The 20,432-nt window shown below is 38.7% G+C and carries 18 protein-coding genes; 5 read left to right on the top strand and 13 right to left on the bottom strand.

The features are described 5' to 3' along the window. The first annotated feature begins 57 nt into the window (after window positions 1-57). Both BM375_RS00900 and BM375_RS00895 read left to right on the top strand, forming a co-directional pair. Complete coding sequence (locus tag BM375_RS00900; protein ID WP_093363282.1) at window positions 58-1,098, top strand: DNA-binding protein; 1,041 nt, start codon at window positions 58-60, stop codon at window positions 1,096-1,098. Then, a complete protein-coding gene (locus BM375_RS00895) occupies window positions 1,098-1,577 on the top strand; it encodes a type II toxin-antitoxin system death-on-curing family toxin (RefSeq protein ID WP_093363281.1) in 480 nt (159 codons plus the stop codon). Before BM375_RS00900 ends, BM375_RS00895 begins: the two co-directional genes overlap by 1 nt. Before the next feature lie 48 nt (window positions 1,578-1,625). On the opposite strand, the gene BM375_RS00890 is transcribed toward BM375_RS00895, so the two are convergent. The 12 genes from BM375_RS00890 to BM375_RS00835 form a co-directional block, all read right to left on the bottom strand. Further along, the gene (locus BM375_RS00890) at window positions 1,626-2,990 is read right to left on the bottom strand and encodes an McrC family protein (protein WP_170852550.1); all 1,365 of its coding nucleotides are present in this window, start codon (window positions 2,988-2,990) and stop codon (window positions 1,626-1,628) included. Then, window positions 2,974-5,076, bottom strand: a complete 2,103-nt coding sequence (locus tag BM375_RS17270; RefSeq protein WP_212611596.1) for an McrB family protein — start codon at window positions 5,074-5,076, stop codon at window positions 2,974-2,976. Before BM375_RS17270 ends, BM375_RS00890 begins: the two co-directional genes overlap by 17 nt. 3 nt (window positions 5,077-5,079) lie before the next feature. Further along, complete coding sequence (locus tag BM375_RS00880) at window positions 5,080-5,904, bottom strand: hypothetical protein (protein ID WP_093363279.1); 825 nt, start codon at window positions 5,902-5,904, stop codon at window positions 5,080-5,082. Beyond that, on the bottom strand, window positions 5,901-6,728 hold the full coding sequence (locus tag BM375_RS00875; RefSeq protein WP_093363278.1) for a hypothetical protein: 828 nt from the start codon (window positions 6,726-6,728) through the stop codon (window positions 5,901-5,903). Before BM375_RS00875 ends, BM375_RS00880 begins: the two co-directional genes overlap by 4 nt. A gap of 229 nt (window positions 6,729-6,957) precedes the next feature. Then, a complete protein-coding gene (locus tag BM375_RS00870; RefSeq protein WP_093363277.1) occupies window positions 6,958-8,286 on the bottom strand; it encodes a restriction endonuclease subunit S in 1,329 nt (442 codons plus the stop codon). Next, entirely contained in the window at window positions 8,286-9,752 is a 1,467-nt protein-coding gene (locus tag BM375_RS00865; protein WP_093363276.1) for a class I SAM-dependent DNA methyltransferase, read from the bottom strand. The genes BM375_RS00870 and BM375_RS00865 overlap by 1 nt, the downstream gene beginning before the upstream one ends. 26 nt (window positions 9,753-9,778) lie before the next feature. Next, window positions 9,779-10,144, bottom strand: coding sequence for a four helix bundle protein (locus BM375_RS00860; protein ID WP_093363275.1), 366 nt, complete (start codon window positions 10,142-10,144; stop codon window positions 9,779-9,781). Between the two features lie 26 nt (window positions 10,145-10,170). After that, window positions 10,171-13,410, bottom strand: a complete 3,240-nt coding sequence (gene hsdR / locus BM375_RS00855) for a type I restriction-modification system endonuclease (protein ID WP_093363274.1) — start codon at window positions 13,408-13,410, stop codon at window positions 10,171-10,173. A gap of 57 nt (window positions 13,411-13,467) precedes the next feature. After that, on the bottom strand, window positions 13,468-14,301 hold the full coding sequence (locus BM375_RS00850) for an SIR2 family protein (RefSeq protein WP_093363273.1): 834 nt from the start codon (window positions 14,299-14,301) through the stop codon (window positions 13,468-13,470). Next, on the bottom strand, window positions 14,276-14,722 hold the full coding sequence (locus BM375_RS00845; RefSeq protein WP_093363272.1) for a hypothetical protein: 447 nt from the start codon (window positions 14,720-14,722) through the stop codon (window positions 14,276-14,278). Before BM375_RS00845 ends, BM375_RS00850 begins: the two co-directional genes overlap by 26 nt. A 115-nt stretch (window positions 14,723-14,837) precedes the next feature. After that, on the bottom strand, window positions 14,838-15,173 hold the full coding sequence (locus tag BM375_RS00840; RefSeq protein ID WP_093363271.1) for a YegP family protein: 336 nt from the start codon (window positions 15,171-15,173) through the stop codon (window positions 14,838-14,840). A 50-nt stretch (window positions 15,174-15,223) separates the two neighbouring features. Then, the gene (locus tag BM375_RS00835; RefSeq protein WP_093363270.1) at window positions 15,224-16,234 is read right to left on the bottom strand and encodes a helix-turn-helix transcriptional regulator; all 1,011 of its coding nucleotides are present in this window, start codon (window positions 16,232-16,234) and stop codon (window positions 15,224-15,226) included. Between the two features lie 200 nt (window positions 16,235-16,434). Here BM375_RS00835 and BM375_RS00830 point away from each other — a divergent pair, with 200 nt between their 5' ends. Next, window positions 16,435-16,812, top strand: coding sequence for a hypothetical protein (locus BM375_RS00830; RefSeq protein ID WP_093363269.1), 378 nt, complete (start codon window positions 16,435-16,437; stop codon window positions 16,810-16,812). A 107-nt stretch (window positions 16,813-16,919) separates the two neighbouring features. After that, on the top strand, window positions 16,920-17,417 hold the full coding sequence (locus BM375_RS00825) for a hypothetical protein (protein ID WP_139227466.1): 498 nt from the start codon (window positions 16,920-16,922) through the stop codon (window positions 17,415-17,417). 113 nt (window positions 17,418-17,530) lie between these two features. On the opposite strand, the gene BM375_RS00820 is transcribed toward BM375_RS00825, so the two are convergent. Continuing rightward, window positions 17,531-17,992, bottom strand: a complete 462-nt coding sequence (locus tag BM375_RS00820) for a helix-turn-helix domain-containing protein (protein WP_093363267.1) — start codon at window positions 17,990-17,992, stop codon at window positions 17,531-17,533. Window positions 17,993-19,617: 1,625 nt separating this feature from the next. On the opposite strand from BM375_RS00820, the gene BM375_RS00815 reads away from it, so the two are divergent. Next, entirely contained in the window at window positions 19,618-20,430 is an 813-nt protein-coding gene (locus tag BM375_RS00815) for an RNA polymerase sigma factor (RefSeq protein ID WP_093363266.1), read from the top strand. Window positions 20,431-20,432: the final 2 nt, after the last annotated feature.

Genomic DNA, 20,432 nt, shown 5'->3' with positions numbered 1-20,432 from the left:
AATAAGAGGGTTACCGACATTGATGTCGGTAACCCTCCCATATACACAAGGAAACTAATGTCAAAAAAAGATTTAACAACTTCTATAATTGATAGAAAAAATGTTCTTAATAACAACTTGGCAATTCCGGAGATTTATAAGGCTATCGGATTTGAGGGAGTAATGTTTGAGAAGAAATTTAGGTTTACGAAAGGTCAACTGGAGTACTTTTATGAAGTCGATTCTAGAACAATTGAGCGGCTATTAGCACAAAATGAAGATGAATTAAGCGCCAGCGGTTACGAGGTGGTGTCTGGTGACCGTCTAAGAGCATTTAAGCAAGTTATACAGGGGAGCACATATTCAACTTTATCTAAAAAGGATAAAGAGAGCATCATTACATCCCCTTCATTGGGATTATTCACTTTTAAAGCTTTTCTCAACATAGGAATGTTATTAACCGATTCTGAACGCGCTCGTCAAGTAAGATCACTCATTTTAGATATAATAATCGATATACTAAATCAACGTGTCGGAGGACACACAAAGTTTATTAATCAGAGAGAGGAGCAATATCTTCCTGCAGCACTGGATGAATTTTCGTACAGAGAGAAATTTACTAATGCGATTGATTCCTTTATTGAAAAAAACAGCTTCAAATATAGCCAGCTAACAGATAAGGTATATAAAAGCATTTTTAAGGAAGATGCTAAGGAATACAAGAAAATTTTAAAACTGAGAGCAAAAGATAGCGTTCGTTCAACATTTTATAGTGAAATATTACGGGTCGTTTCAGATTATGAAAATGCTTTTGCGAAAGAATTAGAACGAGCTTATCACGATAAAGGTGAAAAATTGAGATTATCAGAGGCACATCAATTATTTAACGATTTTGCTATTAGAGCGGAAGACATGATGGAAGCTTCTATAGAAGATGCACGATCCAAGATGGCCAGCAGAGATCTAGTATTTCGTGATGCACTACACAGTAAACTCGAAGAGTACGTGAAAGAAATATCTGAGGAAGACTTTGATAAGTTTCTCGGAGAACAAAGTATGGCACTTGAAAAAAGATTGGATCAAAATAGGGATGTCTTTAAACGATTAAAAGATAGGTAATGAATCTAATCTATATTAACCATATTGATGATATTGTAAGAGTGCATGACAAAGTCATTGAGATTTCTGGTGGTTTATCAGGGTTAAAAGATATCGGATATCTTGAAAGTGTAATTTATCAGATAACGAACGACGACTATTATCCTGAATTTGAGGATAAGTTAACACACCTGGTTTTTTCGATAAATAAATTCCATGCTTTTCAAGACGGAAATAAAAGAGCCTCAATAGCTGTTGGAGCACAGTTTCTCGAGCTTAATGGATTCGACTACGTTGTAGGGAGATTTATTAAAGAAATGGAAAATATTGCTGTTTGTGTGGCGGATGGAATAATTGATAAGGATTTTTTAGGTGAACTGATTTATTCCATTATTTACGAGGATGATTTTGAGGAAAGTCTAAAAGTTAAGCTCGCTAATATACTTTTAACAATGCAAGAAAGAATCTCATTGGAAGGCAATAATGATGATAATTTTTGAAGGTCATTCAATCCTAACATTACAATGTACCCCAATCAACATATAAGATTACCGATGCTGGGAGAAGGTATTTAGAGTTTGTGAAGCTGAGAAATTAGCTAATAAAGTTGCCAAAGATGTGTGAAGCATACTGTCTATATGTTGATAACCACTACGCGACCAAAATGGAATTTCTGCCGCGACGACCTTTATCTTGTGTTTATCATCTAAGCCGGAACTTATATGGAATCCGTTATCTTCTTTAATCTCGTCAGATTGATTGGGATATAAGAGAAGTACATTGCAGCAACCTCTTCGGAATGCATAGGATGTCATCTGGTAAAGATCACTTTGCGCTATCCCTTTTTTCTTGTCATCTTTGAAGTTACCTCGCAACTTATACTTGGTGTCGACGATAATTTTAATCGAATTATCTTTCTTAGAGACTAAGAAAATGTCATGTTGCATCTGAAATACCCTTTCGTCTGTCAGAAACATATCCGATTTTTGATATTTTACTTCCCAATCCGCCGAAAAATGCCGTTCTAAAAATCCTGCAATAAAATCTTCAAATACATATTCCATTGGCAAAAGCAAAGACCAATGTTTCGAATCTTCGTAATGATGGTTATAGACATGTTGCTCTAATACCATTCGGCAAAGCCCGATCGTCGTTTGGTATTCCTGATAAAATGGACTGATCGGAACATGATCTAAAAAAGAGGAGCGGCAAACTTGATCTTCCACTTCATCCAATATAAAAATAATATCCTCGAGTTTCTGACGGGTTTCGGGAAATCGGGATTTGGACAGTAACAACCGTGCTACATATTTAATCGTCCGATTAAGCCGATTATCATATTCCATGGGTTGATGGTCACATTCTAATACATGAAAATTACCGTTGGCCATGCTATTTGAAATATATCGAGTGAAGTTTAGCGAGCCTTTTGGTTTCAGCATAGCCTCTTCCATGTCCTGATAAAGTGAAATCGGATTTGTGGAGATAACCTCGTATAGCTGATTGGCAATCAAATTTAGAATCAATTCCGGTAGATCGATATCTTGTAAGTTACTCAGGTTTACGTCTGTGAAAGGAAATTTCCATTTTCGGCAATAGTCAAACCAATAAAAGAGATGTTTGAGCATCATACTCTTCTCCATATTAGCCTCACGGAATATTTTTGGATATATCTCTATGGATTCGTGTTCGCTTTGAATAAACCCAATGAAATTTCGTGCTCTCGCTGTATTCCCATCAAAGCGAAGTATACCTTGTCGAGATTGGATATTCTCTGTTATATTTTCCGAGATTGCACTCTCTTCTTCGTAATTATAATGGGCATTCCAAACCGCATGAAGGTAACCTTCCAATTCCTTTCTGGAAGTAATGCCAAAAGACTGTCCGAATTCGAAGCTACTTATGCGTTTCATCGATCGTAATAGCATGGATATGCCACCTATAATTCAACGTACTATATTCAGCGTTGATATCTGCAGCTTTTAAAATTTCCTTTACTTCTTCTGTACGTCCGGAAAAATATTCCATCAGTAGGGGAATGATCTTTTTGATCAAAATCGTATCCAGTGGTTCTCCTTTCATAAAGTAACCATGTCCGATTAGAAAATCAGCCGTTTTCTTACGTGTATAGATGGCTTCATTAATCTTTTGTAAGATTGTTAACGAGGGTTCAGCAAGCGCATTATAATCTGGGTAATATCCTTCAAATTCGAAACGCCTACGAAGTGCAATATCTACCAGTGCAATGGATTTATCGGCTGTATTCATCGTACTGATGATGTGTACATTAGGAGGAATACTGAAATCGGTTTCACCATTCGGCAAAGTTAAGGACAATGCATTTTCCGCTCCCATACGCTTATCATCTTCGAGCAGGGTAATCAGTTCACCAAAGACTTTCGATATATTGGCACGGTTGATTTCGTCAATAATGATCACGAACTTCTTCAACGCCGTTCGTACCGCTACCGGTTGTTGGCGTTCTTTTAGATGCTTAACTATTGGCTCGTAATAGGTAGCCAAACCGTCACCGTTGAATTTCTTTGTACTATTAAAATATTCACGTAGATTATCTAAATTCAAAGTAGTATTACTTGACCCTCCAGGTTTTATAAAGCGAATAATTCCAGACGTTTCCACCTTCGTAATTTTTAAAGGGTTACCTCCTTTCATCGGTATCTCAATGGTCTGTCCATCTTCGAGTGGTGCAATCAATTTTTCAAAGACAGTGTCGAAAGATGTTAATTCCTGCTTTTGATCTTTATGCGCAATATAATTTGCTTTTGCCCGCTCGACCAAGCTATAGAAAATCCCTTTATGTGGTTTGAAGGTTAACTGTTCCCTGTCTGTATTTGGCTTTATGCCGACCATAAAATCCTCATAGGAATAACCTTGATGGAAGGTAACGAACTCAATCTGCCCTTCTTTACGTAGTCGATCAAACTCAACTTTATTCTCGGCGTGAGTTCCTGATTGACCAGTTGCTATGTTTACGGCTTTGTCTATGCTGTTATAGGTCTTTCCGGTTCCCGGAGGACCAAAAAGGATTTGATTGAGAGGGTGGTTCATTTCTTGTGATTTTATTTCTGCCGAACTATTTGATGGAATATCTCCAGACTTCAACGCCCAAAAAAACATTTGGGCTTTATATACATCTGTATAATCAATAAGGCTAAGAACTTCATTTTGTTGATCGAAGCTGTCTTTTGATTTGAGTTTGATGCCAAATTGATTTCTTAAAATTTTCTTTAGCACAGTAAAATGATTGCTAGCGTCGATAGAGGTAAATTCATTAGGAAACATCGCTCGAGTAAATCGCTGAAGCACTGCCAAAGCATTCTGATTAACCAATTTATGAGTCAAATTATATACCTTTCTCTTATCGATAGAGGAAAGGATTTCTTCTAAACGGCTGAACCTTTCGTTTACAGCAGACCTAATTTGATCCCGATTATCGATTTTGATTACTTGTTGGCTTATAGAGGCTAGTCCGTTTTTTTTTATAAAAAGATACCGATCTAAAAAATCATCGTTGTTATCCTCAGCAAGCTCTTTGAAACGTTGATTCAATATTTCATAGGACGTGATCACTTTCGCAACTACCTCAGACTTTAATTGCTGCATGATATCAGTATATTTCTTTAGCAAGGAGTACCAACCAAGATTATAAATCATTGGATTAAAGGTGTCAAATAATTTCTGTAACTCGTTTACGCTTTCATTCGTAACTTTCAATGTCACTGCATTCGCACCTTTACTAGCTAAGAAATCATTGATCGGTTTTCCTCCGCTTAAACGTGGGACATCTAGAAATTCTGGAAAGTTCTTTTGTAAGTATTCCTCCGCATATTTTAATATCTGTTTATTTGGATAATATTTTCCATTGAATTCGATTGCATAATTTTTTGGATTATTTAATGGATCCCATGGATTATCGTCAAGGTATTGGAAGGCATATTGAAAGGCCTTTGCCCAAGCATTTTTTTCTTCTTCTGTCATAGATTAAAATAATTCAGGTTGATGAAAAGGAGTCATTCTTTTGACATACTCCAAATACGCCTCCCATCCCAATGCAGGTGCGACAATAGTGTGGTCGTCTATACGTTCCCAAGATGGCGGCAAGTTATCATTAAGGATGTCATTGGTCAGAAATAACAAATCATGCATCTGATTGCTATCCTTACTTTTGTTAAACAAGAGTGTATCATATTTCTTTAAGACATAGGACACATCGGCAGTAACGAGTTTGGCCGTTTTAGTATTTTCACCTTCACCAATCTGCATGACATGGTCACTTTCGCTTTTAGGTAACTTGTACAATACCTGCTGTATGAGTTTCTCGGTGCGTATTTCCCAATCTGACTTCTCCATATCTATCTTGGAAAATGCATACTCACCTAGATAATATTCTTGATTAGCAGCAAACAAGGTTATGGCTGTTTGATGCTGATTCGCTAACTGATAGACCAGCTCCGCATCCCGTTTGAAGTAACCCATTAGTTCATTTGTCAAGAAAACATTTACGGATTCCACTATGTTATCGGCAAGCCTCACAACTGCGTCTAGATTATTTATCCGAAAGAACAGTACGACACTATTTGCCAACTTATAGTCCGCAGGATTGGCCAATGTCGTCAGTCGGACGTGATAACCTGTATCTTCTTTGGAGACGTCAATACCACGGGTAGAGTAACCTTTGCAGTAAAAGTACACGATATCTGGCGAACGACCTATCCCAACAACGGATTTGTCTGACTGCCACAGAAAATCATACAGCTTCTCAAAGTCAATGACCGATCGTGTTTGTATTTGAATGGTTTTGCTCATGATTTATCTGTAGAAGTTGATTGACAAAATCTTTCATGATTATGCAGCATAAACTGCAAATACCTTAGTTGCAGTCGATTGATTGGGTCATTATCATTGAAATCTTTAAGATGAACAGCTGCTACGTCAGAAAACACCATAAGTGCATCTTTAAACGCAGAAATATACCCAAAGATAATTTCACGATGTAGTGTGTTTATTCCTATGAAATACTGATCCAATATTGATTCGATATCGATATCTTGAGGTTGTGCTTGCAAAAAAGTGGTTACTATTTCCTTTTTAATTTTGTCACGGATCGAAGAATTAACATATTCTTCGACTTTTTCTCGATTTATACTTTGAAAATGATACATGTCCTTCTCTCTATTTTTATGATTGTCTTTGAGAATTCCCTTAGAGACCAAAGGGTAAATTTGCCGATGAACCATCATGTCTCGTAAAACAACAACAAAATTTGTCAATTCATCATTTTCAAAAACACTTAATTGACCACCTATGTATTCCCTAAACTCATCACTCGTATGCTCTTTTTTCACAAAACCTTTGATATGTTCAAGATATGAACGAAAAGCAACGATCAGATTATGAAATGAACGAATTATGGCTTTTTGTTTTCGCCATCTCCAAGCGTCATTGAATCGTACAGCGTCATCCACATCTCGATATTCTTTACAGACCTTTCTCCAATCATAGTAATTCTTGTAGAAAATGGAATGCGAACCTTTGATTACCAATAAATATTTTTTGAAATACCTGCATCCCACGTGCTCCCGTAATTTTCGCTTATTAACCAGCCTGTATACCATTTCTTTAGTAATCATCTGCAAAATATTTCTGACACTGTTTTGATGTACTCTATTTTCCTGTTTTAGATCTGTATTTCGACTGAGCTAATAACGACTTGATGAAGTGCTCACCCCTCGACAGGCTCAGGGTGACACGCCGTTTGTCACGTTGAGCGAAATTGTTTGTCATGTTGAGCCCTTCCTTCGTCAGGATAAACCCTGTCGAAACACGACAGACAAATTATTTTCTGCATATCCTCTACGTTCACTTCTTCCCCTTCACCTCTTTCTTCAACGCCATAATTGCCGCTAACAAATCCTTAGCATCGCCATCAGTAGGGAGTTGAGGAACTAGCTCGCCTTTGAAAGCTTTGTGTAAGATGGCCTGCGGTAAAGCTTCTATTTTTTCTTTTAGTTTTTGATAGCGAGCTTCGATGGCATCAGCTTTGGCAAATAGGCTTTCCACTCGACGAACAATTTCTTGTTGTTCTTGGAGCGACGGAAGTGAGATTATTAGCTTTTTCAAGATAGTTGTATTAATCCTGGGCCTAGTTGCTCCTCTCGTCTCTCGAGCCAGATCTCCAAACGTAGGCGGACTGACAAGTAAATAGATCATATACCGTCCTTCAATCAGTGAATAGTTTGGTCTTAAACAGAAACAGTCTGCTTTCGCTATCATTTTTTCACCTGTATACGGTAAAATACATGCTCGTATTTTGTCTGCAATAAAAGATGAAAATATAATATCTCCTTCAAACACTTCATGTTTCTTCAGCAACTCATATTTGCCTAATGAAATGTATGTTTTCTTGTTATTTAAGAAAACAAGCTGCTCAATATTTTCCAATCTGACAACTCGAACACCTGACTCTGTATAATCTTCTGTTTTCAAATTAGAGCCAAAGGGGCCGTCAAATATTCCCTTTTCTTTCAATACAGAATTTAGCTCGCAAGTTCTCCACTCCTCCAACTCCTTCCCTTCGCGCCATTGTTCCGTTAATTTTCCGGTGACTGCTTGCGTCAACACCTGCTGCCGAAAGGTTTTAAGCAATTGCGGAATGCGGTCGAGCGCTTTTTTTATCTTCTCGTGCTGTGCAAAGAGTTTGTCGAGCTTAGCGACTATGCGTTCTTGTTCGGGGAGAGGAGGAAAGGGGATCTGTAAATTCTTTAAAATGGTTTGGTTAATGTTTTTTTGAGCTACCCCCTTTCCTACATCTTGTAAACTTCGTGATAATTCAACAAGAATATAAACTAAATATTTGTGGTTTATCTGTTTGATGGGAGTAATTCCTGCAATGGCTTGATTAGTAGCTGCATCAATGTTTAAAATTCCTATCTTACCTATAGTTGCAAATATTGTGAAGAGAATTGTTCCCCTTGGAAAAACACGTGCAGACGAGTTTTTCAGACCTGCTTCTGTTATAAATTCCTCGGTATAATCGACATAAAATCCCTTAATATCCGATATTTTTACCCAAGGAATGTCACCATCCCAATAGTTTTTTTTCCCCCTGGATGGAGTTCCACCACTTTGGATTATCGAGATATTTCCCAATTCGGTCTCCACCCACCCCTTCGGTAATGTATTCTCCATCAGCTCAACTCCTTTATCAAATCCTCTAACTCTTTGTTGATTGCTTGCAGTTCAAGCATAGCTTCACGAGCAATATCAATCGGTTCGCCAAGATCCTCGCCGTTGCTCAATGAGCTATCTGCAATTAACCCAATATCCAGCGAATCTCCTTTGTCTGCAATAGCATCCCGAGTGAATACTTGCCAACGGTTATCTTCTTCGGCTATTTCAGCACGCTTGGTTTCATCGATATCGCCTTGCCAATTGTCTTTGACTTCATCAATAGAAATACCGCCAGTATATGCTTTTACAAAATCGGCAAATGCTGCACGGGTGAATGGCGTGCGTTTACCAAAGCTAGGTGCATTGGTACGCATATCGTACACCCATACGTTTTTAGTGTTTCCGGTTTCGGTCTTGCCACGGGTGAAGAACAAAACGTTCGTCTTGACACCGGCCGCATAAAATATACCCGTAGGCAAGCGCAGTATAGTATGGAGCGTGCACTTATCCATCAGGTCACGACGGATTTTCAAACCGTCACCATCTTCAAACAGCACATTGTCCGGTAATACTACGGCCGCCCGAGCTTTACCGTCTTTTTTAAGGGAGCGGTAGATGTGTTGCAGAAAGTTCAGCTGCTTGTTTGAGCTGAGGAATGTCAGGTCCGTACGTGTTGGCCGTTCACCTCCTTTTTTTGTTCCGAAGGGTGGATTTGCCAATACCCCATCGTAGTTTTTAAAGGCTTCACCTTCCTGGCTAAGTGTATCTGCTAGTGCTATGGGCGATTCGATACCATGCAGTTTAGCGTTCATCAAAGCTAAACGATGGGCATCCTGTACAAGTTCGCAACCGGTAAAGGCCTCGTGCTTTTGAAACCGTCTCTCTTTATCTGTGAGGGTAAAATAGCTGTCCGTTTTTTCTTTCAGATAATGATCGGCCGCGATCATAAAACCAAAAGTTCCTGCTGCGGGGTCGTTCCATCGTTCGCCGATCTCGGGAACCAGCAGATCGACCATCACATTGATCAACGGGCGAGGGGTAAAATATTGTCCTGCTCCGGATTTCTTTTCGTTGGCGTTTTTCTCTAACAGTTCCTCGTAGATGGTTGCGATCTGGTCTTTTTCCGTATCCTCAAACCAATCGATCCCGTCAATGGCTGTCACTAGCGTACGTAGATTGACCGGCTTACGTAGCATGCTTGATGCATTGGTGTAGATTTCCTTAATCGTGGCATTCTCAGTCTTCGCAGAGATGGTAGCCAGCAATTCACGATAGGTATCGTATAGCTCTTTGTTATCTTTTATAGATTTAAATCTTTCCCAACGGTATTCTTCGGGTATTTCCTGGTCAAACTTCCGCACCTCCGACAGTTTCAGAAACAGAATATACGTCAGTTCATTTAAATATTGGTGATAGGTCACTCCATCGTCACGTAGGACATTACAGAGGTTCCAGAGTTTTTGTGCAATTTCTTCTGCGCTCATCTTTTTTAGTTATTAGTGATAAGTTGTTAGTTGTTAGTGTTTAGATTTCTTTTGGTGGTTTTGATGATGGTAGTGATAATTTTAATTAATTCTACGGCATCAATATTTAAACTATTGAATTGACTTTCATTTATGTAATCCGTCGCTTTTAGAAGCTCTAACCAATAGATTGTTTCATTTATCTCTTTTTGAGCAATGGCAAATTTATGGATAAAATCTGCCTTGCTTTGTCCATGCTCTGCTTCTCTAATCATAGCCCCCACAGATGTTCCACTTCTAAGTATTTGTTTAGAAAGTATATACTCTCTTTTTTGCTCCGTTACGTGTTGATACAATCGTACCACACGAACCGCAAACGCAAAACTCTTGTCTTTTATGTTATTCTCCTTCATATCATCTAACAACTAACCACTGATACCTAACCACTAATATCCAACCATTGATACGTATAAATTCTTTGCAAGATATCCGGTAATTGATTTTCAAATCTTTTATTGATCCGATCAAAGCCGCCCATTTCATCAAAAGGTTCTTTGTCTAAATCTTCGACGGTAACGATAGCCTCAGCGATCATTTGTTTCTCTATGCGTTGAAGAAGATTCTTTTGAGGCACCGTCCAGTTTTGCTCTTGGTACAATTTTTCAAACGCCTGTTTGACACGATCTTCTCTACTTATCAATGCTGATCCTAGCATCAATGTACGTATGTAAGCAATAATATCGGCTGCTACATCCTGCCTATTGACATTTTTCCATGCTTCACGTAGGGTTCGAAGTGTGTAACCTTTGGTGTCTAGCAATATGATCAGTTCTTTCAAATCAGCACGTTTTAACTGCGTGGGGGCTGTTGCAATGAGTCTTAATGCAGCAATCTTATTTTGATTTTCTTCTAAGAACTGTTTGAATCCTTCGATATAGTCCTCTGGTTTTTCTGAATCTCCATAACCAACCGTAACATCTCTCAATACATCTGCGTGATTGGAGTAGAATTGATGTCCGGGAGTCGGCTTGAATTCATCTAAGTATTTCCAAAGTTCGTTCGTTTCCGATAGCCGTTCAATTTGTTCTGTTATGGGCTTTTCCCGGATGCTGGCTATAAAATCATCCAAAGAATCGGATCCGGTAAAATACTTTACCTTTTCCGTGTCGAGACCTTTGGCACGTTTCTTACGTTGCAATTTAGCGATGATCTGATCTACTTGTTGGGCAGCTCTATCCTCCGATTGTATATGTTGAAACTCCTCACTCAAGGTTCTAAAATCAGCGGTAGGATTAACAACTAAGGGCTTCATCTCGGTGTAATCTTTAATATTTTCGTACAAATTGACCGCATCAAAAACCCGAAAGCTTTCCTTATTGATTTCAGGACAAAGCCGTGTGGCACGGCCGATCATCTGATCATAGAGGATGCGCGAGCGCACTCGACGCATAAACACCAAGTTGCATATCTTTGGCACATCGATACCGGTGGTCAACAAATCCACGGTAACAGCAATATTGGGATATTTCTCGTTTTTATACCGTTTTACTTTATCTTCCGGTTGATCCGATTTTCCGGTAATTTTTACTACCGCATCGTCGGGTACCGGGATACCCGCTTCGTAATATTCTTCTTTAAGAATTTTGACGATCATATCCGCATGCTCATCTGTGGCCGCAAAGATCAAGGTCTTCGCTTCACCATCGGGGTCTATATGATTCACCAGTTCCCGGAGTACCGTGCGGTTAAAATTCTCGGTAATGATACGCTTGTTGAAACCAGAAACATCGAACTTCAGCTCATCTTCCAATTCTTCTAGCTCTACAATCTGGTTACCTTCTTTGTCGTATACAGTCGGTTTTTCACCCTTCTCCCAGACAATACCTTCCTCGGACAGCTTGGTCGTAATCTTGATTGGCGGATCCTGATCTATCAAGTAACCGTCTAACACCGCCTCCCGTAAACCATAGTTGAATACCGGTTTGTTGAAAATTTCCGTGGTATGCAATGCAGGCGTGGCCGTTAACCCGACGGCGAAAGCATCGAAGTAATCCAGCACCTGACGGTACTTGCTGACATAATCATCCTGATTCTTGAAATAGATTTCTTCATCATCCATTTCTTTATCCAATAAATAGCCACGGTGAGCTTCGTCCACGATAATACAGTCATAGGCGTCTATGCTCAAAGCTTTATCTTCACTATCGTTATGATATAGCCTTTTGACCATGCTTTGTACGGTCGCAAAATGAATGCGGCTATCGATATCCGGCCAAGTTGTTTTCAATCCATCAATATGGTATATATCACTAAAGCTTTTCAGATCATCCACTTTATAATCCTTAAATCCATCTAAAGCCTGTTTGGCCAAGAGTGTCCGATCGACTAAAAAAAGAATACGTTTGAAACGGTTGGTCTGTATCAGTCGATAAGCCAAACCAATGATGGTACGGGTTTTACCTGTACCGGTAGCCATAGCCAATAAAGCACGGTTTATATCTGGATGATGGACAATCACATTTTCAACAGCTTGGATTGCTCTAATCTGGTAATCACGCAGGCTAAGTCCTGTTTTGAGCTGTAAGAAATCCAGGGAATTCTCTTTAAGTTTTTTATTAGCAAGGGCGATATCTTGCTCGAATTTCTTCTGCAAATCTTCCGGGCTGTGAAATCCTTTGATGGATTTGGAATTGTTATACTTTTGACGAACATCCAAATACCAAACACCGCTTTTGGTCGCTATCTGTTGCAGATATTCCCTTCCATTGGTGGAATAGAGGAACGGTACTTTATAGCCATCCCAATCGCCCAAAATATCGACTCCTTCCTGAGGTACAATATTTAATGCATAGCGTTTACTTTGATCCAGATTAGTAGATATATCCTGACCATATTTTTTAGCTTCGATCACACCATACAGACTAGTCCCAATGAATAGTGCATAGTCTGCATAGCCACCTTTGACGGGCCATTCCGCAATGGCCATATTACGACCTCTTTCTGGTTGACTTTTATGGGTTTTAGCATTTAGCAATTTGGTGTCTGCTTCCCATCCCATCTTGCGTAGATTAACATCAATAAGCTCACGTGTCTGCGCCTCGTCCATATCAAGCTTGTTCGCAGATCGTTTGGCACGTTCCGTGAAAGCTTGTTGCTCCTCTAGACTGACTGGTTTATGCGCTGCAATGGCCTTTTCATATTGTTGCTTTAAGACCTTATTTTCTTCCTCTAAGATGTGTAGGGCATGCCGGGTATCTAGATTTTCCGGCTTACTGAAACGGAATGCAGAAATATCTCTATTTTTTACGGAGTACGACTCATAAAACCATTTCCCTAACTTAAAAGCCGAAAAAAGTGATGATGTAGCTCCTTCTGTGGTGCCTATATATTCATGGACAGCATCATTGCCTTGTTTACGAAGAATGGTAAAATGGTCGATCACATTACTTGGAAGAATACCTTGATTTCTCAGAACATATACAAGGTTCTGAAATTTCGTGTCTTCTGGCAATTCCATTCCGTACGTTTCGAATATCTGCTTGGCCATATATTCTCCATATTGACGCAACTTAAATAAGGAGGTCGCCGGATCTTGATATAGGTTGTACTCGGCAGCCTGTGCTAAGTTATAAAGCAAGGCATATTCTTCTTCTAAAAATTGGAAATTGGATCTGGCCATATTCTCTATTGGATTGATATTCTTCAATTGCTACCAAATATACTGAAAATGCTGTTATTATGGATGTGATTGAAGATTTGAAACCATATACTCCTTCCAGGTTTGAAAGTATATCGTCGTATAATATTGTTTTGAATGTACTGAGTTTAATTGATTTTCAAAGACAAAATCTTTTATGCTTGCAATATGTGACAGAATTTCAAACAGAACTTTCCGTTGCCAGTGTTTTTGACATTCTTTACTACTTGCAGGTGTTATAATAATTATTTTGAGTAGTGGATTTGCCTTTTTGGCCTGTCGAATAGTGTCGTTGATATGATCATCGCCGAAAGAATAGCCTACAATTACGATTTCATCAGCTGTATGGCAGTCGATGTCAAAAGCAGATGCCATCTGTTTAAAAGGTGTAAGGTTAGTTCGTTGAACCTTACTATATCCTGTTATAATATTGGACAGAAAAAGAGGTTTGTTCTTTTCCGTAGTGAAATGCTGGTGGCCGTTATTCGAAAGTATAAGTGGAAAATAAACATTGTGGAAACTATAGCCATCTAAACCATTAGGATTAACGTTGTCCGGTTTCCAGTAAATATTACCGTGTAAATGGTATATGCAATGTTCATCAAACGAAGTCAAAATCCTTTTTGTATCGGGATATTGTGACTGATTGCCCTCTTTAGGCACGATATCATCGGGTATGAAGCCTTGAAAAACCTTAACGCCTGCTTCCTGGAATACAGCTTGCATGACGCGGTCATAGTTTAATGAATAAATACGTAAAACGTTGTTTTTTATTAATTTCTTTATGTACTCGGTTGCAAGATGTACGATTTCAGCATTCTCTTGCTCCTCAATGATTTTGTTTTTATTATACGTATAAAAAGCTGTAGCCAAGTATTTTGTCTGAAATTCCGTCTAATATATTTATCAGCAACTTTGCGAAAAACTTAGATTCTTCAGTCTGCTGACGGTCACCACCAAAATCTCTTTCGGGATTGAAATATTTATAATCGATAGTATTTTTCCAAAATTCGTCATCTGGACGAATAAGCGAATTGGCGATAGTGCAAGAAGAATCTTTTGTGGACCAAAACTGCAGACACTGCTCGACGATGTCGATTAGTCCCTCAAAATTCAACTCTTCCGTATACTTATCCTTGAAATAATCAAAAATATATTTTGTTATATACTCTCCTTTACCATTCTTAGGACCTGCACATTTAAGAAAATTTGTTAGTGATGTGGTAGTTGGTGCATTGTGCCAATCTAGTGCAGCGCCGGCGCCGAGTAGAAATACTGTTCTTTTTCTATTCATAGAAATAAGTTGTTTTTTAGTTTATAACGTAAAGCAAATTATTGTCAGAGCGTAGTCAAAGATTGTAAGAAAGGCTAAAATACATTTCGACTACGCTGAAGACGACAAGTCTTAATTAAGCTAAATCGTCTATCCTAGCGACAGGAGCATCTCGTTTAACCGCTGTTATTCCATTTTCTCTACCCGCAGATGAAACATAGTTTTCACTACGTCCAATGATCTCACCATTGATAGCTTTTAAATTAAACGTATAGTTCTGAAAACTATCTTTCCTTTCGTACCGGCTATCGTATGGGGCGTTGGCTTTGACTGATGCAATCCCATTTAAACAACCTTGTTTGGATACATAACCCTCACTGCCGAGAATAATCTCACCATTACCGGACTTTAACCTAAAATAGTATTGTGAATTCCTAGAGCTCACAAATACTTCGAATTTTGCATTTGACATATTGATATAAAGGTCTAAGCAATCTGTGCACTCAATGTGCACAGCTGATATTATTTCATATATCTCTCAACACTTTCTTCTAGTTTTTGACGAATTACAGCTCGTACCTCCATAGGTTCTAAGAGCTCAACTGCAGACCCAAGCGCCAGTATCTGAGCATAAAATTCATAATTCGGCAGTACCTCTAACTGAATCACCGTATAGGTATCCGTACGTTCTACTACAGTTTGAGAGGGGTGCAAAGGCTTGGATTCAATATATGGCCAAAGCGATTTTTCAATTTTGATTTTGACGAACTGACATTGGGCGCCAATAGGCTTACTGACACCTATAACATCTTCGAAATAGTCGTCATGTGTTTCCGTCCGAGGAATAAATTCAATACCTTCTGTTGCTTCAACAGTAATCACACGATCAAGAGGCAGGTTGGTCCAAGAGTCAAAGCCGTCGCGCTGCCCGAAAAGAAACCACCGCTTATTGTACTGTTTCAAAAAGTACGGATGAATCAAAAAAGCTTCTTCTTGATCCTGGTTGAAAGATTTATAATGCACGAGTAACACGCGTTTCTCCTGTATGAATTTAAGCAAATCACCTAAAAGGTGGAGATTCTTCAAGTATTCGTTTTGGTCGAAAAAAATACATTCATCCAGATCTTCTAATTGAAAACTCTTTTTGAGTTTTAATGCCAGTTCCTGAACAAAGTCAAACTGTGGCAAACCTTTAAATCTTCCCAACATATCCAGTGTCGTTTTGAGCAGATCGGCTTCGACTGGATTGATCTGCTGCATGGCCAATGAATAGTTCCTATCAGCATAACGGTAGTAGGTCTTTTTTCCTTCCTTACAAGATTCTACCGGCGCGCGGAAACCGGCTTCACTGCGCATAAAGTCCATGTCTTTCAGGATTTGTCTACGGGAAATAGAAGAATCTTTGCCGGTATAGTCGGTTAACGCCTCCGATACATATTGGATAAGATCGTCGATAAAAAACTTGCGTCCTCTATTCGAGAAACATCTATCTAAAGCTTCGTAGCGGATAATTGCGTGTTTGTTGGTGGCCATTGACTAATTTATTGTCTATATGCGAAGATACAATTTTTGTGTGCACTGTATGTGCACAGTTGATTACTGACCTGTGTACATAGGATGCATACGACAACATTTACTTTGTAGCAAGTTTAACCATCAGGGAATAACATTCCTTACGGTTACACGTAATGTTTGTTCGAATGAAGGGAATATGTTTGCAAAAATTTTAAAAGATGTATAAAACACTACTTTCAGGATTATTGATTTTAACGCTGGGCGCATGCAACAGTTATAAGTATGGCTCGGATGGAGCTGCTGAAAAAAGTAACCTGACCATAGGCGTGGTCAAAAGTAAAGTTGTCAAAGGTGAAACAACACAAGATGAGATCCTCAAACTATTCGGCTCACCGAATCTCGTTTCAAAAAACAAATCGAACCGTGAAGTTTGGAGCTACAACAAGATGTCTGTTGAACATAAAGCGGGATCAACCGACTTCTTTGCCGGGCAGCGTGCCAGTCAAAGCAGCAGTAGCAAATCTTTTGATCTGATTATCACCTTCGATGAAAAAGATGTTGTTGCGGATTACTCCGTGGTATCCACTGCTTATTAACCTTAAAACATATATGAAATATCCATGTTTGAAAAACACAAACACCGATGAATAAAAGATGGATAATCCATATGGCCATTAAAAAATCAAATTTTATACATATGAAAATGAAGAAAATTATTGCGCTATTGTGTGTCATCATGCTATTCAGCTCCTGTGCAACGCAAATGGTTACCAGATCGCCTGCAGAGGTAAAGATGATGACCACCAAACAATTCGAATCTGACCAAGATATTGTCTTTAAATCAGTTATCAGTTTGCTACAGTCGGAAAGCTACATCGTCGATCGCGCCGATAAGGAAACAGGTCTAATCAACGCCAGCAAGCGTATAGAAAATAAAAACGCCAATATGCAACGCGCCTTATGGGGTAGCTCCAAAGATGCGAATACATCCAAAGCTATGTTCTATGTGGAAGAAGTAAATGAAACCGTGACGGAAGTGAAGATTACCCTGTATGAAGGTGCTGAGTCAAGCCGTAGCGGTTACTGGGGACAAGTCAATAAGGATACAAAAGAGCAAATGATCTATGAACCTCAGGTATATCAAGCTTGGTTCCAAAGTTTACAGGCCGAAATCGAACGTCGTAAGGCATTGGGAAGATAACTTTTCAATAAAACTACACGTTCGAACTTTGATAATACAGTTACCGTTCATTAAAAAGGTGTGTTCATTCCTGCTGAACACACCTTTTTAGTGAACATTAGAATGAGAAAAATCTATTTCCCTTCTTTCATTTTTTTAACCTCATTGGTGAGATCCAATACAGCTTTGCTTAGCTCAGCAATGGATTGTGTCTTGACACGGTCTTCCTCAATAAACTTTTCAAGCAGTGCTACCAGTTTGTCCGAACCATCATTGTTAAAGGTGGGTTGTGCGTTTAGGCCTATTGAGTTATCACTGAACGTCGAATTGTTGTTATGCTGTATATTATAAATTACATGTTCATCTTTGAAAGACTTCACAAATTCAGGTGTTACTCCTAGGGCAGCGGCCAACTCTTCTAAAAGAGGTTCGTCCAGAGCGACCATATTTTCAAAGTCCGATATCCGCTGCTGAGAATACCTATTGCGGCAAAGTTGACCGAAAGCTTCCTGTTTGATTCCCTGGATCTCACGGATGCGTTTTATATTATGACCGATATGCATGGTTTCGTTTTTTTCTTTAAAAATAGTATTCATAATTAATGAAAATTATGGACTGGTTTTTTACCGGTAAATCGGTAGAATACCATACCCGAAAATAATATGTAATGAAATAACTTTGGTCTAAAGTTACGGATTATTGTAACGAACAGCAATAGCTGGATGTTCTTTGACGTATTGGTATTGAAATTGAAAAGTCAAAATGAAAAATTAAAAAACATTAAGACAACATAACGAGGCTGCTTGTGACGCCGTAGAGTGAGGATAATAATCACTCACTAAATTCTTTTGTCAAAATATACAATGTCCTTGCGCTTGTACTCGATAGTCTTCGCAAATAGACTCCTATTTAGTTTTGAAATGAATACAATGGTGGGCTCTATTTAAGATTGAAGATACTGCAAAGCCTCTTGATAAATTTGCTTTGTAAGCAGGAATCTATCTAACGACCTTGTTTGGGCAGGCATATATTACGATAGAGTATATTCAAAGCGTTCCTCGTTAGCTTTAACAAAAAACACAATGGCGGGCTTTCTGTCAGATTTTGAACGAACTTTTTTGAAAATTAGGATATATAAAGCGGTTGAAGATAGGAGCATTTATTAGTTTAGGAACTTCACTCATCCTCGTTTGAAAAGAGGATTTATCAGATATGCGACTGTATCGCATGATAAGTATTCACAATCACTTATTGAGTCTTGTAGTGTATGGTAATTACAACGAAACAGGGTTTGATTGAGATAATAAATATAACGAGACTGCTTGTTACGCCGTGGGGTGAGGACAATAGTCACTCACTAAATTCTTTTATCAAAATATACAACGTTCTTGACGGTACCACATAGATTTTGCGGATCGACTGTGATAGCAAAAAGAAGCACATAGGTGGGCTCTATTTAAGATTGAGAATATAGCAAAGCCTCTTGATAAACTTGTTGTATAAGCAGGATTGCAATACTTCGTACAACCTTAAGTTTTTGCATATATTTTTCAAAACACCGTATACGCAATGTCTCGCGTTATCTCGAACAAAAGAAACACATTAGCGGACTTCCTGTCATTCCTGTCGATTTTTAAGTGAATATGGTTTTGTATAGAAAGTACGTGTACGACCCATAAATAAACAACTTTGAGGCTGCTTGTGACGCCGTAGGGTGAGGACAATAGTCACTCACTAAATACTATTTATGTGCAATAGACGGTAGGTTAATGCATTCGTATATACAAAGGGTGGCCTCCCTATCGGGAAACATAAAGTTATCATACACAATTGGGCTCTCTCCGTGTCACATCATTAGAAAAGCCTTTAAAAAAATATAAAAAAGAGGTCGGTTTTTGATTAGAATAAAATAGATTATACACGACGGTGGTTTTTTTAATAATACCATCCTCAATTATTTTAAGTCATTGCGAAAAATCATCAAAAGTAAAAGAATAAGTATACATACACATTAAATGTGGTCAAGCTATTAGTCAAGAAAGGCATATACTAGAACATATTGCATAATGTCTTGCTGCGAAGTCGATCAAAACTCAATCAACACCAATAACGTCAATGTTCTATTCAGCTTTAATATAAACCTATCACAGGATCTCGGTTTTCCAAAAAATCCGTCAGAGCCGGCCGGGATCTGTGTAGGTAATTAACCAAAACGTTGATTATGAACAAAACTTTACAACAACAGCAAACAGAAAAGCATATCGCTCTGCTACGACAAGGAGACGAACGAGGATTGGATTTTTTCTACCAGCGTTTTTACGGCTATCTTTTCGCAAGAACATTTCGTGCAACGCAAGATGACTGTGTAGCAGAAAGCATCGCTCAGGAAGCATTATTGCGGTTATGGCTGTTCCGCAACCAAGTTAAAGATATTGAGGATATACTTACCTTCTTAAAAGCACAGGTCAGATCGGCAATTCATGCTTTCTACAATAAAACACGAAATAGATTTCACCGAAGTCTGCTCCGCTTGGATGCAATCGAGGATTATCAGGAATTTCTGCTCGGTTACGAAATGGAAGAAGAGGAGGAAATGGACCTGGTCTATCTGGATAAATTAGAGGAAGAAAAACAGCAGCGTCTGGATCAACTGAGCAGCCTTTTGCCAAGTCTTAACCAACAACAGCAATTATTCATCAAACTCTGTTTAAAATACAGCTTTAACTACGAGCGTATCGCCTATTATCTCGGCGGGATTTCGGATTACGAAGTCAGCCTACAGGTAGAGAAAACGATCGATACCTTGCGTGCTGTATTCAATAGTTCGCAAAAAATGGAGATGATGAATAGACCTACTAAGATAGTGCTGCAGGGGGAATTTGATGAGCAGCAGGCAGAAATTTTTCACATGCGTTACGAATTGCGATTGTCCTTCGAGCAAATCTCAACAGCATTACAGCTCAATCCGTCCACGGTCAAGAAGCTTTTTGTACAGGCACATGCCAAAATAAAAACAGCAAAGAAAACCGCATAAAG

It is taken from the genome of Sphingobacterium wenxiniae (assembly GCF_900116225.1).
In the GTDB taxonomy this organism is placed as follows: Bacteria; Bacteroidota; Bacteroidia; order Sphingobacteriales; family Sphingobacteriaceae; genus Sphingobacterium; species Sphingobacterium wenxiniae.
The sequence above is the reverse complement of the archived record's forward strand: the minus strand, read 5'-3'. Positions and strand labels throughout refer to the sequence as shown.

Bases quoted from the DNA above. Each gene is read 5' to 3' on its own strand.
- BM375_RS00865 (WP_093363276.1), bottom strand. From the start codon at position 9,752: ATGAGCGCAGAAGAAATTGCACAAAAACTCTGGAACCTCTGTAATGTC.
- BM375_RS00870 (WP_093363277.1), bottom strand. From the start codon at position 8,286: ATGGAGAATACATTACCGAAGGGGTGGGTGGAGACCGAATTGGGAAAT.
- BM375_RS00830 (WP_093363269.1), top strand. From the start codon at position 16,435: ATGTATAAAACACTACTTTCAGGATTATTGATTTTAACGCTGGGCGCA.
- BM375_RS00820 (WP_093363267.1), bottom strand. From the start codon at position 17,992: ATGAATACTATTTTTAAAGAAAAAAACGAAACCATGCATATCGGTCAT.
- BM375_RS00900 (WP_093363282.1), top strand. From the start codon at position 58: ATGTCAAAAAAAGATTTAACAACTTCTATAATTGATAGAAAAAATGTT.
- BM375_RS00825 (WP_139227466.1), top strand. From the start codon at position 16,920: ATGAAGAAAATTATTGCGCTATTGTGTGTCATCATGCTATTCAGCTCC.
- BM375_RS00815 (WP_093363266.1), top strand. From the start codon at position 19,618: ATGAACAAAACTTTACAACAACAGCAAACAGAAAAGCATATCGCTCTG.
- hsdR (WP_093363274.1), bottom strand. From the start codon at position 13,410: ATGGCCAGATCCAATTTCCAATTTTTAGAAGAAGAATATGCCTTGCTT.
- BM375_RS00840 (WP_093363271.1), bottom strand. From the start codon at position 15,173: ATGTCAAATGCAAAATTCGAAGTATTTGTGAGCTCTAGGAATTCACAA.
- BM375_RS00895 (WP_093363281.1), top strand. From the start codon at position 1,098: ATGAATCTAATCTATATTAACCATATTGATGATATTGTAAGAGTGCAT.
- BM375_RS00860 (WP_093363275.1), bottom strand. From the start codon at position 10,144: ATGAAGGAGAATAACATAAAAGACAAGAGTTTTGCGTTTGCGGTTCGT.
- BM375_RS00880 (WP_093363279.1), bottom strand. From the start codon at position 5,904: ATGAGCAAAACCATTCAAATACAAACACGATCGGTCATTGACTTTGAG.
- BM375_RS00845 (WP_093363272.1), bottom strand. From the start codon at position 14,722: ATGAATAGAAAAAGAACAGTATTTCTACTCGGCGCCGGCGCTGCACTA.
- BM375_RS00890 (WP_170852550.1), bottom strand. From the start codon at position 2,990: ATGAAACGCATAAGTAGCTTCGAATTCGGACAGTCTTTTGGCATTACT.
- BM375_RS17270 (WP_212611596.1), bottom strand. From the start codon at position 5,076: ATGACAGAAGAAGAAAAAAATGCTTGGGCAAAGGCCTTTCAATATGCC.
- BM375_RS00835 (WP_093363270.1), bottom strand. From the start codon at position 16,234: ATGGCCACCAACAAACACGCAATTATCCGCTACGAAGCTTTAGATAGA.
- BM375_RS00875 (WP_093363278.1), bottom strand. From the start codon at position 6,728: ATGATTACTAAAGAAATGGTATACAGGCTGGTTAATAAGCGAAAATTA.